15 protein-coding genes are annotated in these 17943 nt (G+C 65.2%); 7 read left to right on the top strand and 8 right to left on the bottom strand.

The window, feature by feature from the left end; translation table 11 throughout:
• Positions 1 to 192 precede the first annotated feature (192 nt).
• Positions 193 to 1308, top strand: coding sequence for a Gfo/Idh/MocA family oxidoreductase (locus AAGD32_15865; GenBank protein ID MEM8875723.1), 1116 nt, complete (start codon positions 193 to 195; stop codon positions 1306 to 1308).
• A gap of 116 nt (positions 1309 to 1424) precedes the next feature.
• Here the strand turns inward: AAGD32_15865 and AAGD32_15860 are convergent, their stop codons facing one another.
• The 7 genes from AAGD32_15860 to AAGD32_15830 all read right to left on the bottom strand — a co-directional run bounded on the left by AAGD32_15860 (position 1425) and on the right by AAGD32_15830 (position 9899).
• Positions 1425 to 2525, bottom strand: a complete 1101-nt coding sequence (locus AAGD32_15860) for a glycosyltransferase (GenBank protein ID MEM8875722.1) — start codon at positions 2523 to 2525, stop codon at positions 1425 to 1427.
• Positions 2522 to 3679: a glycosyltransferase gene (locus AAGD32_15855; GenBank protein MEM8875721.1), complete on the bottom strand. Its 1158-nt coding sequence runs from the start codon at positions 3677 to 3679 to the stop codon at positions 2522 to 2524. Before AAGD32_15855 ends, AAGD32_15860 begins: the two co-directional genes overlap by 4 nt.
• Positions 3679 to 5652, bottom strand: coding sequence for an amylo-alpha-1,6-glucosidase (locus tag AAGD32_15850; protein ID MEM8875720.1), 1974 nt, complete (start codon positions 5650 to 5652; stop codon positions 3679 to 3681). The genes AAGD32_15855 and AAGD32_15850 overlap by 1 nt, the downstream gene beginning before the upstream one ends.
• 36 nt (positions 5653 to 5688) lie before the next feature.
• Positions 5689 to 5964, bottom strand: a complete 276-nt coding sequence (locus tag AAGD32_15845) for a MoaD/ThiS family protein (protein ID MEM8875719.1) — start codon at positions 5962 to 5964, stop codon at positions 5689 to 5691.
• A 4-nt stretch (positions 5965 to 5968) separates the two neighbouring features.
• Positions 5969 to 7033, bottom strand: coding sequence for a sialidase family protein (locus tag AAGD32_15840; protein MEM8875718.1), 1065 nt, complete (start codon positions 7031 to 7033; stop codon positions 5969 to 5971).
• 60 nt (positions 7034 to 7093) lie between these two features.
• Positions 7094 to 9295 (bottom strand): beta-galactosidase, encoded by a 2202-nt coding sequence (locus AAGD32_15835; GenBank protein MEM8875717.1) that lies wholly within the window; start codon positions 9293 to 9295, stop codon positions 7094 to 7096.
• 100 nt (positions 9296 to 9395) lie between these two features.
• Complete coding sequence (locus tag AAGD32_15830; GenBank protein MEM8875716.1) at positions 9396 to 9899, bottom strand: DUF4240 domain-containing protein; 504 nt, start codon at positions 9897 to 9899, stop codon at positions 9396 to 9398.
• A 152-nt stretch (positions 9900 to 10051) separates the two neighbouring features.
• Between AAGD32_15830 and AAGD32_15825 the strand changes: the two genes are divergently transcribed.
• From AAGD32_15825 to AAGD32_15805, 5 genes are all read left to right on the top strand, one after another.
• Entirely contained in the window at positions 10052 to 10840 is a 789-nt protein-coding gene (locus tag AAGD32_15825; GenBank protein ID MEM8875715.1) for a DeoR/GlpR family DNA-binding transcription regulator, read from the top strand.
• Positions 10841 to 10862: 22 nt separating this feature from the next.
• Entirely contained in the window at positions 10863 to 12317 is a 1455-nt protein-coding gene (locus AAGD32_15820; GenBank protein MEM8875714.1) for a rhamnulokinase family protein, read from the top strand.
• 26 nt (positions 12318 to 12343) lie between these two features.
• Positions 12344 to 14521: a bifunctional rhamnulose-1-phosphate aldolase/short-chain dehydrogenase gene (locus AAGD32_15815; GenBank protein MEM8875713.1), complete on the top strand. Its 2178-nt coding sequence runs from the start codon at positions 12344 to 12346 to the stop codon at positions 14519 to 14521.
• A gap of 197 nt (positions 14522 to 14718) precedes the next feature.
• Positions 14719 to 15276: a YHS domain-containing (seleno)protein gene (locus AAGD32_15810; protein ID MEM8875712.1), complete on the top strand. Its 558-nt coding sequence runs from the start codon at positions 14719 to 14721 to the stop codon at positions 15274 to 15276.
• Between the two features lie 119 nt (positions 15277 to 15395).
• Entirely contained in the window at positions 15396 to 16142 is a 747-nt protein-coding gene (locus AAGD32_15805; protein MEM8875711.1) for a Coq4 family protein, read from the top strand.
• 2 nt (positions 16143 to 16144) lie between these two features.
• Here AAGD32_15805 and AAGD32_15800 read toward each other — a convergent pair whose 3' ends face one another.
• Entirely contained in the window at positions 16145 to 16897 is a 753-nt protein-coding gene (locus tag AAGD32_15800; GenBank protein ID MEM8875710.1) for a helix-turn-helix transcriptional regulator, read from the bottom strand.
• Between the two features lie 70 nt (positions 16898 to 16967).
• On the opposite strand from AAGD32_15800, the gene AAGD32_15795 reads away from it, so the two are divergent.
• The gene (locus tag AAGD32_15795; GenBank protein MEM8875709.1) at positions 16968 to 17876 is read left to right on the top strand and encodes a phytanoyl-CoA dioxygenase family protein; all 909 of its coding nucleotides are present in this window, start codon (positions 16968 to 16970) and stop codon (positions 17874 to 17876) included.
• Positions 17877 to 17943: the final 67 nt, after the last annotated feature.

The following is a 17943-nucleotide window of genomic DNA, read 5'->3' as shown; positions in this document are numbered from 1 at the left end:
GGGGGGGGTGTCACTGGCGCCCTCTGTTTTGTGCCGTTTTTTTACCGCCCCCCCACGCGGTCGCCTTTTCCCCCCCCTTACCCTTTCTCCCCCACACCGTAGTCCTCCCCCCTCCCCCGCCCGATAACGTCTACCATTCGCATCCTCCCGGCCCGTCGGACATACTTCCGCTCCCCCAATCCCCGAAACACCATGGCCAACCCCCTGAAAGTCGCTGTTTGTGGCACCGGTCTCATCGCCGACGTGAAGCACATCCCCGCGTGGCAGAAGATCGCCTCCAAAGCCAAGCTCGAGTGCATCTGCGACCTCAACGAGGAGGCCGCCCGGAAGGTCGCCGACAAGTTCGGCATCCCGAAGGTCTACACCGACTTCGCCAAGATGCTCGCCGACGAGAAGCCGGACATCGTCGACATCTGCACCCCGCCCAAGACGCACAAGTTCCTGGCGGTGCAGGCGATGGACGCCGGGGCCAACGCGATGATCGAGAAGCCGATGGCGATGGACGTCGAGGAGTCCGACGCGATCATCGAGGCCCGTGACCGCAACGGCGTGAGCGTCATGTGCTGTCACTCCGACCTGTTCTACCTGTCGTTCATGAAAGCCCGGCAGATGATCGAGTCGGGCGAGATCGGCGACTTCCGCGGCATGCGGATCTTCCTCTCCACCCCCACCCACTACATCACCGCCAAGGAAGATCACTGGGGTAACAAGCTCCCCGGTGGCGTCATCGGCGAGACCGGGCCGCACTTGGTTTACATGACGCTCCCGTTCATCCCCGAGATCCGCGAGGTCGGCGTCGTCGCGGCCAAGCTGCTCGACGAGTACCCGTGGAGCCCGTTCGAGGATTACCGCATCACCCTCCGCGGCGACAAGGCCCTCTGCTCGATCACCGCCGCGTACACCTCCGACGAATGGCTCTGCCAGGTCGAGATGATCGGCTCGGACGCGGTGCTCCGGCTCGACCTCGAAACGCAGTCGGTCGTGAAGTACACCCGCGACAACATCAAGGCCTCGACCGCCGCATTCAGCCAACTTTCCGAAGCAGGCCAACTGCTCAAGAACACCTTCGCCGTCGGCACCCGCTACGCGACCGGCGCGGTTCCGAGCAGCCACGACCTCATGTGCGAGCAGTTCACCGACTCGATCATCAACAAGACCAAGTCGCCCGTCCCCGCCGAGGAGGGCCGCGAGACGGTGCGGGTGCTGAAGGAGATTGTTGATCAGTTGGAATCGAAGTACCCCCAACCCCTTGCCGACGCCGCCGCCCACCACGCGAAAGCGGACGAAGCGAAGTCGAGCGCGGCGTAAACCGCGTTGCGGAGCAACGCAGCTATGCGCTGTTGTGCGAGTTGTCGCGATTCGAGATACGCGACGCAGTCGCGTCACGGAGCAATGCCGCTGTGTGCTTCGACAAGGGAGTGCGCTCAGCTGCGTTGCTCCGCAACGCGGTTCGCCGCGAACCGAGCAGCCTCCAGCATCCCATCGATCATCGACGGGATGCTGAACTTTTCGCGCATCGTGCGCAGCGCATTCGCCGCCAACGTCGCGTCGGGGAGTCGGTTGAGCTTGACCATGAGGTCGCTCGGGACGAGGCGATCGATAAACAAGCCGTTGACGCCATCCTCGACCGCCGCGATCTCAGGGCCGTGCAATTCGGCGCGACCATCCGCGACGACTGGCACGCCGAACGCCAATGCCGAAAGCACGCCGAGCCCGCCGAACGCCGGCATGACGAACGCCTCCGCTGCCGCGTACCACGGGGCGAGGTCGGCCACATCAAACAACGGCTCGACAAACCGCACGCGACCCCCGAGGTCGAGCTTGCGCGCCAGTTCGAGAAGCTCTGGCTTTGCCGGGCCATCGCCGACAATGACCGCCGTCCACTCCCGCCCATGATCGAACACCAGCGCGTGCAGCAGCACGTCCACCCGCCGCTCCGGTACCAACCGCGAAACGTGCAGCGCGACCTTGCCGGTGAGACCCAACTCACGCTTGGCCGCTTCCTTGTCGTCACGCCGCACCGCGTCGATCGCCGACGTGTCGATCGTGTTGGGCGCGGCAAATGCGTTGGTAAATCCCCGCTGTTGGTAGACCTCCGCTGTCGCCGGCGTGTAGAGCAGCAACGCATCGGCGAGTTTCGCCAACCAACGCTTGGGTTTGCCGGCGAATCCCGCGTCACGCCTGCTCGTGCCGTGCCCCCACAGCACCGTGCCGACGCCATTGCGCTTGGCCTTGCGTAGTGCGGGAATCAGCGACAGGTAGTGGATGTCCCAGTTGAACATCACAACGTCGTAGTCCGCCGTTGCGGCATCGAGTTGGGCCGGATGCCAGTACCAGGGCTGACCAAACAATCGCCCACGCTTCATCGGTCGAAGCTCGGCGTCGAAGCCGTCCGGCTCCACGTTCTGATCGCCCACGCCCTGAGCGTGCCACACCATCAGATCCACGCCCGGCCGTGCGGCCAACTCGCGATACACCGGCACCCGATAGTGCGTCAGCGACGGCTGGACCATCAGCAGCTTCATCGCCCCACCATCGCTTCGTAATGCCCGATCCATCGACCCGCGATTTGGTCCCAATCGAATTTCTCAGCGGCAAGCCGCGCCCCACGCAATCCGGCGGCGCGCCGCCGCTCATCGTCCGGCACCCACGTTTCCAAAGCCTCGACAATCGCCTTGTGCTCTAGTGGCACAATGGGCCCGACATTCACATCACCGAAGTAACCGATGCATTCGACGCGGTCACTCACCAACACCGGCGTCCCCACCGCCAGTGCTTCGATGACCGCGATGCCGAAGTTCTCCGTGTAGCTCGTCAGCACCAACATGCCCGCACCCGAAAGGGCCTCGATCGTACCAGCCCGATCTAGCGGGCCGGTGAAGATGACGCGATCGGTCATGCCACGTTCGGCGGCGATACGACGCACCTCCGCCGCGACCGCCGCATCTTCCTCGGGCCCGGCGATCAGCAACGCCGGCGGCACGTCCAACCGCGCGTCGGCCAGCGCCGGCATCAACCGGTCCAGACCTTTCTTCGCATGAACCCGTCCAAGAAACAACAGAATCGGCCGATCGCCGAGTGCAGGGTACTTCTCGCGCAGCGCACGCTCCGCCGCCGCGCGATCCGGCAATGGTCGGCCGGCTAGTTCGGTGCCGTTGGGTTCGACGATCGCCGGTGCTTTAACCGCGAATGCCGCGTCGCGCTCGGCATGGGTGGTGAAGTGAATCGCCGCCGCACGGTTCAAGTGTCGCCGCAAACGCCAGGCGAGATACAACCGTTTTCTCCACCGGCTTTGGTTCATGCTCCACGGGTGCAGGCCACCACAGGCCCGCATCACGTACGGCACCCCGGCCTTTCGTGCCGCCGTCGCCGCGGCGTGTTGGGCTTCCTGCCATAGCGAATGGATGTGTACGACGTCCGCGTCTCCGGCGAGTTTCTCGAGCGTCGGTCGCAGTTCCGGGTGGGCGTTGAGCTTGCCGGTCGCGGGGCCGACCATGGTCATGCCCACCCGCGCCGACCGAAACGTCTCCGCATTGTCCAGCCCGGCCTGCAACATCCAGGTCGAGACAACATGCACGTGAAGCCCGGCCCGTGCCTGGGCGGCCGTGAGTCCGAGCAGCGCCTGGGTCGGCCCCCCGTTGGTCGGATCGATACCGGAGATCGCGTGGAGCACCCGCATCACATGTCCAGTTCGACGGCCAAACGCAGCACCTCGGCCACGCTCCACGCCTGAGCGGGACAACCGACGGCGCGATGCGGGCTGTCGGCGTCGAAGATCTCGCTGATGTGTCCGATGCAACCGCTCTCGAGGTGCTCGACCAGTGGACGAAGCCAGGTGCGGGCTTGCTCGATCGACTCGGTACTTCGTTCGTTGACGACAAGGTAGGCGTCGAGAAAGGGGCCGATGAGCCAAGACCAGACGGTACCGTTGTGGTAAGCGCGGTCGCGGCTGTATTGGCCGCCGCGGTACTCGCCCTGGTACTTGCCGGCCTGCGCGCTGAGCGAGCGAAGTCCGGCGTTGGTCAGCAGGTATCGCCGGACACGCTCGACGACGCCGCGCTGTTGCTCGCGATCAAGCGGCGAGTTGCCGAGCGACACGGCGAAGATCTGGTTGGGCCGGATGGATTCGTCACGCTCGTACGCACCGGCACGACCGACAACGCAGTCGGCCAAACCCTTGTGCGGTGCGAGCCAGAACGCGTCGACGAACGCGGCCGCCACGCGGTCGGCCTCGGGATCACCCATGAGCCGCAGGGCGTGGTACCAGAGCGCGTTGATCTCGACCGCCTTGCCGTGCCGCGGGGTGAAGGCGGTCTCGCCGACCTTGGCGTCCATCCAAGTCAGCTGCGTCGACGCATCACCGGCGTAAACGAGCCCGTCGGTCGGATCGACGCCGATGCCAAACCGTGTGCCGTTTCGGTAGCCGTCGACGATCTGCTCGCACGCCGGGCGGAGGATTGAGTCGAACGTGTCCTGATCCCGCGTCTTGCAGAGATACTCGAACGCCGCGTGGATGAACCACAGCGACGCGTCGACGGTGTTGTACGACGGCTCAGACGTGTAGTCGTCGAAGCGGTTGGGCACCATGCCCTCGGACGTGTGGGCCGCGAAGAGCGAGAGCACCCTGCCGGCGTCGTGAAATCGACCGGTGGTGAGGAGGATACCGGGCAGTGCGATCATCGTGTCGCGTCCCCAGTCGCCGAACCAGGGATAGCCGGCAAGGATCGTCGTCGCGCGAGGCGGCGTACCAGCCGGCTGGTCGGGGCGTTTGCGCCGCACGACGAACGCATCGGCCGCGTGGAACAGGCGTTGCTGGCTCGGCGTCGCGGGGAAACGCTTGGCGTGTTGCAGGTGAGCCGCGCGATCAAGCAACGCTTGATCCCAATCAAGCGCCTCGGCACGATCGAGCGTCGCCCAGAGCGTGAGTGTCGTCGGCTCCGTCACCTCCGCGACAAACGTCCCCGGCGTGTACAAATCTTCGCGGTCGTCCAGCCCGCGCTCGGTCTCGATGGGGTACACATGGCCGTACCACCAGTCCGCGACCGGCTCGAACCGGGCGCCGCTGCAACGCATGTTCAGCTGCAAATCGTCGCGCCGAACTTCGACGCCGGCATCGTCGGTATTCGTGGCGAAATCGCTCTCGGCCGCGTGGTGCAGTGCGTGGAAATCCCGCAGCGCCACGAACGGCTGCAGCCGAAATCGCACACGACCGCGGCTGGTCGGGTCGATCGTGTACCGCAGCCCGGCCGTGTTGCGATCCCAGAGCAAATGCAACTCCTTCGTCACGCTCACGCCGGCGGCGTCGTAGTGCCAACGGGCCGTGTCGCCGAGTTCGAAGCAGTGCAGGTACCGGTCGCCGCGCGGGTGGATGTCGTCCTCGAAATGGGCCAAGCCCAACTCGATCGGCGGCTTGTCCGGGTTGCCGTCGAGCATCTCCAACGACTCGCCGACCCGGCTGAGCGCCATCACCCGCCCCAACGGCGGCAACGTCGCGGCGCACAGCAGCCCGTGGTACCGCCGCGTGTTGCAACCAACGACCGTGCCCATCGAAAACGCGCCGGTCCCGTTGGTCAGCAACCACTCGCAGGCGAGGTGCGGCCGAAGCTCGCCGTAGGTTTCGATCGAGTACAAAGGTTGGCCCACGTCCGACATATCGACGCAGCATAACCCGTAAGTGCGAACTTCCAATCATCCGCCCGAGATCGCCTGGACGATGTCGATCCGATCACCGTCGGCGACGGGGATGTCGAGGTCGTCGAGCCAACGCGTCGCGGTGTCGTTGTGAAAAACAAGCACATGTTGTCGCGGCTGACCGGTGGCATCGAAGACCAGCGCGGCGACAACTGGCTCGTCATGCCGCAAACGCTCGAGCAGATCGGCGAGCGTCTCGGCTTCGAAGACTTTCGACCGCCAACCGGCCGAGTCGGCGACGAGCGTCGGCAAGGTCACCGTGACGTCGGCCATCGGCTCACCCCCATCTCACGCACATCACCCTCGGCAAACGTCCGGGCAGAGCCCCCCAGTTTGCCCCGGCATCGTCGGATACGAACACGTCGCCGTTGGTCGTCCCGAACGCGATTGACTCCCCCGTCGCCGACATCGCGTCACGCAACACGCCGGCGTAGACCGAATCGGGCAAGCCACTATCAACGACGCTCCAATGAGTGCCCCCGTCGGTCGAGCGCATCACGCGGAGCTTGCCGTCGGTGGGCATGCGCTGCTCGTCGCTCTGCAACGGAACGACACAAACGGTGCCTGAATCGGTGGCGACGAGCGGGAAGCCGAACTTGTCGGCAAAGCTGTCGTCGATGGCCGACCAGTTTTGGCCGAAGTCGTCGGACCGGAAGACGCCGGACGAACCGGCGTGGGCGTGGAACTGCATGAACAGTCGGTCTGTCGAGGTCGGGTCGGCGGCGATCTTGTGGATGCAGTACATCGCATCCTCGTCCGCCGCGCCGGTTTCGCGCATGCCCGGCAAGCCTTCGTTGGACGCGTGCCAAGTCGCGCCGCCGTCGGTGGTGCGAAAGACGCCGACGGCGCTGATGCCGACGACCATGCATTGCGGGTCGGTCGGGTGATGGACGATCGTGTGCAGGCAAAGCCCGCCGGCTCCGGGAAACCAGTTCGGCCGGCTCGGGTGATCGGTGAGCGTGGAGACCTCGGCCCACGTCGCGCCGCCGTCGTCGCTGTGGAGCAGCGCGGCTTCGTCGATACCGGCCCACACACGGCCGGACTGATGCGGATCGGTGGCCAGCTGCCAGATGCGATTGATCGGATGCTTTGATTCGGTCAGCACCTCACGAAGGGCGTGCGTGCTCCAGTTGGCCCCGCCGTCGTCGGACCGCCGCACGGTCGGGCCGTAGGCGTAGTGCGACGTTCCGACAAGGAACGCGCCGTCGGGCCCGTCGGGCAGCAGTGCCGAGCACTCCCACCCCGCCAACGTCGGCTCGGCAAGTTCCCAGCCGCCGCCCGATCGGTCAGCCCGAAAGAGCCCCTTGGCCGTGCCGATCCAAAGCGTGTCGTCTTTGCCCATCGTGCCTCCTTTTCGAGAACGTGAGCAATCTAACAAAACGCATGACACACGGCCAATACGTCAGTCAACCGGCGTCCAATCGACCAAGAGCGTGTCGTTCGGCCGCAAGTCGAACCCGTCGGGCGAAAGTCGCCGCCCGGTCAGGCGATCGATCCCTTCCAACGGCCGCCCTTCGGCATCGACGGCCTTGACCCGCCGCGACTCGGCCAGGACGTGGGTGATGAACGTGGTGTCGTCGACGGTCCGGTAGAGCGTGCCGAACGCGGGGCGCTCGTTGTCGAGCAACCGCACCGACGGCATCGGCATCGACCCGGCAAGCGCCACATGGAGTTCGACGGCATCCGCGCCGGCACCGCCATGCACGCGGGTCACGTTCAGCGACCCATCGGTCAATCGCTCGACGGCCTCGACCGGAAGATTCCGAGCGGTCGGCAACAAGACATGCGCCGGGCCGGCCGGCAGATCGTCGGGCCACATCGCGTCGGTGATGAAACCCACTTTGTGGCCCAGCTGGGCGGCCGCCTCGTAAGCGAGATGCGCCGCCGCCATGTGCTCGCCCTCGCCGGAGAGCCACGACGCGTCGGACAGCACGATCCACACCGTCGGCTCGGCGTCGGCAATGGCGGCGACCGCTTCCGCGTGACGGTTCAGATCGATGTTGGCCGCGAGCATCGCGTCGATCAGCGCCGGGCGTGTGGCCAGCGAACCGGCAAAAGCGTGGCTCAGCCCCGCATGAAACGTGTCGAGCTGATCGCGGCGTTGCCAGTACCAAACGACGTTGCCCGTCGAACCGTGGGTCGCACACAACCACAACGCGGCCCGGGCATGCGAGGGATCGGTTTCGCCGGCGGGCCGAAGGGCCGCGGTGCTGAACGCGTGCCATTCGGTGTCGAAGATCCCTTGGCCCGGCGCGATCGAACGCACATGGTCGTACGCCATCAGCCCCGGTAGCCAGAGCATGGTGTACCGGTCATCCCGCCAGGTCGGCGCCGCCCCGCGCTTGTCGGTGACCGGCAGGATGCGTGTGTCGATGCCGTGCAAATCGGTGAGCTCCGCCAGCGCCGTTCGATCAAGCCCGTCGCGTGGGACATGGTGTCGAACGCCGGTGGTGCTGAAGTCTTGGATCTTGATGTGGATGACCGCTTCGGGATCGTGCAGGCGGACCTGCTCGGCGACGAACGTGAACATGTCGGTGACGCGTTGTCGGTTGAACGTCAACGTGTCGTGCGTGCGGCGGACCGACCAGTCGCCGTCGCCGTCCGGGTCGGGCAACGGCACGTCCTCGATGTCGTCGAACGCGGTGCCCCACTGGGCGTTGAGCCCGGCCGCATCGCCGTAGAGGTCCCACAGATGGGCGTGGAACTTCGCCAGGGTGTGCCCAGACCAACTGTTGAAGTAAAACTCAGGCTCATTCGCCAGGCAGTACGCCGCGACCGCCTCGTGGCCGGCGATCGGCGTGACGATCCGCTGAATCGCCTGTGCCGCGAGCGGACGGAATTGTGGATGGTCGATGTCGAGCCAGAAGAATGTGCCCCGCTTGTCGGCGATGCCTGGCGCGGCCTCCTCGAACTCGCCGGTACGCGTCCAGTGCAGGAGCACCGTCGCGGCCATGCCCTTCTCGGCATACAAGTCGAGCCGATCGCGGAACCATGCCGCCGGCTCTTCACCGCCCGGACCGACGAAGCCGCTCACGCGAACGATGACCTCGTGCATGCCGACGCCCATCGGTGCGAACCGATCCAACACGGGCTCAAGCGTCGGACGGAACACCGGCGTGAGCGGGCGGGCCTCGTGAAACTCGGTGATCTCCGGCTCGTTGTACCAGGTGAACCCGATCGGAAACACCGGCCGACCGTCGATCCGAAATCGGCCCGTCGAGGCTTCAACCCGTGACCAATCGGCCGGCAGGCGGAAACCGTCGTCTTCATCCAGCGCCGCTTCGGCAGCGTCGAGGATGCCCCGAAGCTCGGCGATTTCGCGGTCGATGTGATCATCAATGGCCGACTCCAGCGTCGCGTCGTCCCACTGCTGATTCCCGTGAAACGCCAGGAAAAGTCGTCGCATGTTGGCGCGATCGCCGCGTTCGGCCTCGACCCAGCCGCGAACGCTTCGGGCCAAGGCCAGGCGCATTCGCACCTCTTCCGCGACATCGTCCCGAGCGTCGACGGCTTGTTGCAACCCGGCCAGACGTTGATCGATCTCGGGAAGCGGATCGGGCGCGGGGGCATGGAGCATCAGGGCGAGCAGCGTGGCGATGAGCATCGACGCATTGTGCCCGGTTATCCGAAACGGTCACGCCGGAAGGTCCGCAGGGTTCAAGATTGGCACAAACCGATACGCCCGACGTCACAGGCTAACGCACTCATCCGCGTGTCGCTTGGAAGAGCTTGGGCAGGCGGGCCTTGGCTTGCTCGTCGCTGCCGTCCCACTCTTCACCCAGCGGCTCGATCGGCGGCGGCAGAGTAGGGTCCGGGATCGTGTTCCCGGTCACGTCCATGTACGCGTCCGCCGCGGCGTCGAACATGAGCGTCAGGTTCTGGTCGCCCATCTTCCCGGCGAACGCCGTCATCGAATCCGGCTCGGTGACCGACGCCTTGTAGATTTCCTCGCCTTGGCCGACGAGCCAATGGCGGAAGTTGGTGAACAACTCCGCGTCCGCCCCGTTGAGCAGCAGCGCCGCCCCGATCCAGAGATCCCAGAAGTAAGCGTCGTCCACCTCCTCACGCCAGATGCGATCGAAGGTGATGATCTCCGGCCCCTCCATCTCGGCCAGAGCGTCGGTCAGTGCATCACAACACGCCTCGTCATTGGTCCCCCCGGTCTCACGCGCGTCCGCGACCAGCTTCCAGAATAGCTGCTTATCCATTGTGACAGGTGTTCTCGCATGCATGACGCGTCGTTGCAAGGACCGTTCGGAAGGTTGTCGATGTTTTCGTAAACCGCCCTGCAACAGGGATGCCGGTTGGACACGCTCGTTTATGATTGCTTTCGATCGTATAGGTGGTACGCTCCACCGCCATGCCCCGCGTCGCCAAGGCCGAAGTCGACCGCCGACGGGAGAAACTCGCCGAGCTTCTTCAGCGCGAACGGTACCTCCGCGTGGCCGACGTGGCCGAGCGGCTGGGCGTGTCCGAGGTGACCGCCCGGCGCGACCTCTCGGCCCTCAACGATCAGCAGCGCATCCAACGCACCCACGGCGGCGCGGTCTCGCCCGACGCCCTCGAATACGAACGCACCTTCGCGAGCTTCGGCAAACGTCGCACCCGCGCGACCGCCGCCAAGACCGCGATCGCCACCGCCGCCGCCACCTTGATCGAACCCGGCATGACAGTGTTCCTCGACGCGGGAACGACCTGCTTCCGCGTCGCGGAAGAGCTGCGCCGGACGCCCCCGGTGGACGTGACCGTCGTCACTCAATCGCTGGCCGTCGCCACGCACCTCGCGGCGGCGGAGGAGGCGTCGGTCGTGCTGCTGGGCGGTCGGCTGCTGCCCCGGCAAAAGGTCGTGCTCGGCCCCCAGACCCTGGCGGCCACCAGACAGTGGACCTTCGACCTTGCCCTGCTCGGTGCCGAGGCGTTCAACGACGCGGGCATCTTCAACAGTCAGCAAGACGTCGCCGACCTGCAACGGGAGGTGATGGCCCGTGCGGGTTCGCACGCCTTTCTCCTCGACGCCACGAAGCTCGGCCATTCCAGCTCCGCGCTCGTCACGTCCTGGACCGACATCGACACGCTTGTCACCAATGCGACCGCCGACGCTCTCGCCGCCCTGCCGATCGAACGACACCAACTGCAACTCGTTTCATGATTCATCCGCGGAGGAGATTCGATTGAGTAAGCACCACTACATCGCCGTCGACCTCGGGGCCGAGAGCGGCCGGGTCATGCTTGGCACACTCGAGAACGGTAAGCTCACGCTCGACGAACAACACCGCTTCGCCAACGAGCCGGTCGAGCTCGCCGGGCACCGGCGCTGGAACATCCTGCAGCTTTGGAAGGACATCATCACCGGCATCGGCAAAGCCACCTACGCCGCCGACGGGCCGACGAACGTTCGCAGTATCTCGTGCGACTCGTGGGCGGTCGACTACGTCCTCGTCGGCAAATCGAGCCCGATGCTGAGCCCACCGGTCCAGTATCGCGATAGCCGAACCGACGCGACGTTCAAGCGGGCCTTGCGCGACATCGGGACGAAGACGATTTTCGACGCGTCGGGGATCCAGTTCCTGCCGTTCAACACGCTGTATCAGTTGATGAGCGAGCCGACGGAGCTCATCGAGTCGGCGGAGACGTTCGTACTGATCGCCGACTGGGTGAATTGGCAACTTGCCGGGGGCGCTCCGAAGGTCGAGCTTTCCAACGCTTCGACGACGCAGATTTGGGACGTGCGCAAGCGCGCCTGGTCCAACGAGGTGGTCGAGCAGGCGGGACTACCGAAGCACGTCTTCCCCGAAGTCGTCGAGCCGGGTTCTGTTCTTGGCAAACACGACGGCATCAAGATCATCGCTTCATGCTCCCACGACACCGGCTGCGCAGTCGCCGCCGCGCCGGGCGACGGGGCGAACTGGGCCTACCTTTCCAGCGGCACCTGGTCACTCATCGGCGTCGAACTCGACAAGCCGGTGGTGACGGATCAATGCCGCGAACTGAACTTCACCAACGAACAGGGCTATCGCGGCACCACCCGCTTGCTCAAGAACATCTCCGGGCTCTACATCCTGCAACAGTGTCGCGGCGCGTGGACCGAGTCGGACCCGTCGGATCAGACTTATGAGTACGCCGAGCTCGCCCAACTCGGCACCGCCGCCAAGCCCCTTGTATCGCTCATCCGGCCGGAGCATCCGGATTTCGCCAAGCCCGGCCGCATGCCCGAGAAGATCGCCGACTACTGCCGACGCACCGATCAGCCTGTGCCCGACTCGGTCGGCGCTTACGTCCGCTGCATCTACGAATCGCTCGCCCTGCTGTATCGAAAGGCGCTCGGCGACCTGCGCGAACTGGCCGGCCGTGAGATCGAGACGCTCCACATCGTCGGCGGCGGCACGCAGGCGACGCTGCTCAACCAACTCGCCGCCGATGCCTGCGGCATCCCCGTCGTCACCGGCCCGGTCGAAGCGACCGCGCTGGGCAACATGCTCATCCAGGCCGCCACGCTCGGCGACATCGACCCCGACGACATCCGTCCGATCGTCCGAACGAGCATCAAGCTTCAGACTTACGAACCGAACAACACGGATGCGATGAACGCCGCGTATGAACAGTTCGCCAAGCTCCCCACCGAGTAACCAAACGCACTTCCAACCTCCCCACCATGCCCGATTACAAACACGTCAACGACCTCTGGGACGACGCCGTCGCCGACAAGCTCGACGCGGTCGATCGCCTCGTCTACCGCTCCAACTGCCTCGGCTCCGACCAACGCATCACCAATACCGGCGGCGGTAACACCTCGGCCAAACTCGTCGAGAAAGACCCGCTCACCGGCACCGACAAGAACGTCCTCTGGGTCAAAGGCTCCGGCGGCGACCTCCGCACGAGCAAGCGGCCGAACTTCGCGTCGCTCTACCTCGATGGCCTGTACGACATCAAGAAAGTGTACGAATCCCGCTCGCCCAACGGTCCGAAGACGCAGGCCGAGGACGACATGGTCGGCATGTACCCGCACGTCACGTTCAACCTGAACCCGCGTGCCTCATCCATCGACACGCCGTTGCACGGGTTCATCCCGGCCAAGCACGTCGACCACATGCACCCCAACGCCGTGATCGCGATCGCGGCGTGCAAGGATCAGGTCGCGCTGGCTGAGAAGATCTGGGGCGGCAAGGTCGGCTATGTCGGCTGGCAACGCCCGGGCTTTGACCTCGGCTTGAAGATGGCCGCCGAGTGCGAGAAGAACCCCGACTTCGTCGGCCTTTTGATGGGCCAGCACGGCATTATCAACTGGCACGAGGACGACAAGGCTTGCTACCACCTCACGCTCGACCTCATCGAGAAAGCCGCCCAATATCTCGCCGACCACGACGAGGGCGACCAGACCTTCGGCGGCCAGAAGTACCAGACACTCGACGACGAGAAACGCATGGACGTTCTCGCCGACATCCTCCCGTGGCTCCGCGGACAGGTAAGCCAACAGAAGCGCTTCATCGGCACCGTCGAGCACCGCGACTCGGTGCTGCAGTTTGTCAACTCCCACGACGCACAACGCCTCGCCGAGATCGGCACGTCCTGCCCCGATCACTTCCTCCGCACCAAGATCAAGCCACTGTATGTTGACTGGGATCCGACCAGCGGCACCGACAAGCTCCGCGAACTCCTCACCGCCGGCCTCGAACAGTACCGCAAGGACTACGCCGACTACTACAACGCGTGCAAGCACCCCGACAGCCCGTCGATGCGCGACCCCAACCCGACGGTCATCCTCATCCCCGGCGTCGGCATGATCGCGTGGGGCAAGAACAAATCCGAGTCACGCGTCACTGCCGAGTTCTATTGCTGTGCGGTCGAGGTGATGAAGGGCGCCGAAGCGGTGAGCGAGTACCAGGGCCTACCGCGTCAGGAGGCGTTCGACATCGAATACTGGTCGCTCGAGGAAGCCAAACTCCAACGCATGCCCGCCGAGGCCGAGCTTGCCCGAAAGGTCTGCGTCGTCATCGGCGGCGGTTCCGGCATCGGCAAAGAGACCTGCCACCGCCTGATCAAGGAAGGTGCCGAAATCGTTGCGGTCGACCTCAAGGAAGAAGCCGCGCAAGCCACTGCCGAGGAGATCGAGAAGATCGTCGGCAAGGGCATCGGCGTCGCCGGCACCGGCATCAGCGGCTGCGGCGACATCGTCGGCCTCGGCGCCGACATCACCGACCCGAAGTCCCTGTGCGCGATGCTCGACCAGGCCCTGCTCGCCTACGGCGGCGTCGATGACATCATCGTCACCGCCGGCTACTTCGCCACACCCGACAACGCTGGCTACAACACGCCCGACCAATGGGACGCGTCCTTCAAGATCAACGTCACCGGCCTGTACAACTGCGCCGAGGCCGGCCGGAAGATCATCGACGCCCAGGGCCTCGGCGGTAACGTCGTGCTCACCACCTCCGTCAACGCCGTCGTACCCAAGAAAGGCAGCTTCCCCTACGACACGTCCAAAGCCGCGGCCAACCACCTCGTCCGTGAACTCGCCGTCGCCTACGCCCCGCACATCCGCGTCAACGGCGTCGCCCCTGCCACTGTCGTTGCCGGCTCCTCCATGTTCCCCCGCGATCGCGTCATCGCATCGCTGAGCAAGTACGAGATCCCCTTCGACGATAGCTGGGACGACGACAAGCTCCGCGACACGCTCGCGGACTTCTACGCCAAGCGCACGCTGACACATAAGCCGATCCGACCGATCGACCAGGCCGAGGCGATCTTCCTGCTCGTCACCGATCGCCTGAGCCGAACCACCGGCCAGGTCATCAGCGTCGACGGCGGTTTGCACGAAGCGTTCTTGCGCTAACGCCGCCCCTCCACAACGCCGCCCGCGTAGTCGCACATCGCAGGCGGCGTTGGCATGCGCTAACCCGATCGGCCTAACGACGCATCGAACAAATCCCCGCACGATTTCGACCCAATGCCAGAGGCTCGACTTCGCGATACCGGGCATCCTCTCCGCAAGTCAAAACTCCGTCCCTGACCGCTTGCCAAGGAGACCCGATGCTCGCACTTCGTCAACCCGTGATTCGATCCCGCACCACCTTCACGCTCGCCGCCATCGCCGCGACGATTCTGCCGTTGCCCGCCGTACCCGCGCTTCTCGCCTATGGCGACGCGACCACCCAGCCAGCCACGCAGCCCGCCGACCAACAGGCGACCAGCGAGCGGGTCAACACCGACAAGACCGGCCTCGCGCTCAACGGCTACGACCCGGTCTCGTACTTCGTCGACGACGCCCCGAAGAAGGGCGACTTCCAGATCGCCGCCAAGCACGACGGGGCCGTCTACTGGTTTACGTCCGAAGCCAACAAGCGCAAGTTCGAGAGCAACCCGGAGAAGTACCTGCCGGAGTTCGGCGGCTACTGCGCGTTCGGCGTCTCGCTCGGCCGCAAATTCAACGGCGACCCCAACGCCTACCTGATCCACGAGGGCAAGCTCTACCTGAACATCAGCCCCGCGATTCAAGAGAAGTTCGTATCCGACATCGCCGGCTACCTCACCGCCGCCGAAGCCAAGTGGACGAGCATCCGCGACAGACCCGCCGGCGAACTCGGGTGATCCCGCCAAACCCCGAGAGCCAAAATCCGATTCCCTACCCCTTCCTGCCCGTAGGCCCGCTCGTCCGTCGAGCGGGCCTACATTTGGAATGGTCAGGAAGCACCCCCGGAGGCACCGACATGGCCTACCTCCTCAGACGATTCCTCCCGCCAAAGCTCGCCGGGGCCGACGCGTTTCGGTCGGCCATTGGCATGCTCGGCATGCTCCGCGATGTCCACGACATCCAAAACATCTACCACATCGAAAACGGCCTGCTCGATGCCAGGGTCACCTGCGGGATGCTCTCGCACCTGCACAGTCAGCCGACGGTCGCGGCGATCCTCGCCGACCGGTACGTCCGCGGCACCCCGCCCGAAGTTGACATGCTGCGCACGCTCCCGGAAGGATCGGTCGGTCGCGAACTCGCACGGCACATCGACGACTACGGGTTCGACGCCGACTACTACCAGCAACTGCCCGAGGACGACAACCACAACCCCGAAATCGTGACCGCGCTCAACCGGCTGCGCGAAACCCACGACGTCTGGCACGTCGTGCTGGGCTTCCACCCCACGCCCGTCGGCGAGGTCGGGGTCAAGGCGTTCGAGTTCGCCCAGACACGCCGTCCGATGGCGGCGGTGATCCTCGCCGGGGCGCTGCTGCGTTACGCGGTCGCCGGGGAACAGTTCGACGAAGTGCTCGGTGCCATCGTCGCCGGCTATCACATGGGCAAGAAGGCCCAGCCCGTCCTCGGCGAACGTTGGGAGCAGAACTGGGCAGAGCCGGTCGAAGCGATCCGCGCCCGGCTCGACATCGAGCTACCCGACCCGCGGAGCCTCGGTGCCGAAGACCCGATGGGCGTCAAGCCGAGCCACCGCGCCGGTTGATGTCATTCGCCACGCAGCGCACTCGGAGGCTGGCCCGTCGTCTGACGGATGAGCTTGTTGAACGCGTGGGGGTCGGGCACGCCGACCGCCGCCGCCACGGCCTTGATCGGTAGCGACGTGCTCCGCAAAAGCCCGGTCGCGACCTCGCTGCGCCGTTGACGGATGTAACCCGCGATCGTCTTCCCGGTCCGCTCCTTGAACAGCCGCAGCAGGTGGTTGTGCGAGTAGCCCAAGTCGAGTTGCGCAAGCAACCGCGCCACCGGCAAGGGATCGGACAGCCGCTGCTCGATCGTCGAGCGCAGCCGATCCACCGCGTCACCCTGCACCGGCCCGACATCGGTCAGTTGCCAAAGTACATCCCAGAGCCGAACCACCGACCGCGCCGGCGTGTTCGGCCACCAGCCGATCGCGGCACGGACACCGACATCGAGTTGTGCGAACGCGGCCGGCTTGGATGCGACCGGTACGACCGGGTCGATCGACCTCGACCGTGACAGGCGCACATGCGCGTACGCGTGCTCACTCCGGCCGGCATACTCGAACACCATCGCGGTCCCCGGCGGCACGATCGTGACCACGCCCGGCTCGATCCGCACACGCTCACCATCGAGCGTGAGCCACGCTCGGTACTGATACAGGTGCAGGTGCCACAAGTCCCTCGACCGATATCGCTCGACCGGCACCCCGCCGTGAACCCCCACCCCGAGGTTGACGACTTCCGGACACCGGTGCAGTGGCAAGCGGACGGGGAACATGATGATTTTGTACCAACGATGGTGAGTGCGGTCCATTGTCGCACATCGCCGGCGCGGCTACTTTCTGGCCATGCTCACCGAAGAACAAGCTCGCGCGATTCCCGATGTCGTTGGTGCCTCCCGCGGAGGTTGCCTCACCGACGAACAGGTCGAGTTCTACGACCGCGAAGGTTATCTAGTGCTCGAAAACTATCTCGACGAAGCGGACCTCGCCGGCGTGAAGACGGCGATGACGCAGAAGGTCGACATGATCGCCGACGAGCTCAAGGCCAATGGCTTGATCGACGACGTGCTCACCGACGCGCCGTTCGAGAGGCGGCTCGCGCTCTTGTTCGAAGGGAAAACCGACCAAGACTTTCTCAAGTACGGCCGGAGCTGGCGTGACCGATTGCCGGGGTACTTCGAGCTGATGAGCAACCCGAAGATCCTTGACGCGGTCGAAAGCCTGATCGGTGGCGAACTGTTTGCCAACCCGGTGTACAACGTCCGCCCGAAAGTCCCCGGCGTTGCGGCGGGTGCGGTGCCCTGGCACCAGGACCGCTCGTACTGGCCCGACGCCAACAGCAATCCGGTCATTACCGCGTGGATTCCGATCGTCGACTCGACGCCGGCAAACGGCTGTCTCCACGTCTGGCCGCGGACTCACCGCACGCGGATGTTCGATCACGAAGCCGAGGGTTACTCCGGTACCGCATACACGACCATCCCCGAGCGGCAAATGAAGACGCTCAAGCGTGAAGCCATCGCCCTGCCGGTCCCGGCCGGCAGCGTGATCCTCTTCAACGACCGCAACGTGCACATGAGTACGCCGAACACGTCGGACCACGTCCGGTGGTCGGTCGACTTGCGTTACCAGCCGACCGATCAGGATCCGATGCCCCAACACGGTGCCGGCTTCCTCGCACGCAGCCACGAACACCCCGAAGCCGTCGCGACGCTCGAAGACTGGCTCGCCGAACGGCCCGAGCACGCGGCGTAAGCTGCCGCATGTCGCACACGCTGCCGATCACCGTGGTGGACGCTTTCGCCGACGGCCCCTTCACGGG

Source organism: Planctomycetota bacterium, from assembly GCA_039182125.1.
Classification (GTDB): Bacteria; Planctomycetota; Phycisphaerae; order Tepidisphaerales; family Tepidisphaeraceae; genus JBCDCH01.
Note: the sequence above shows the minus strand (reverse complement) of the source record. Positions and strands in the feature narration are given on the sequence as shown.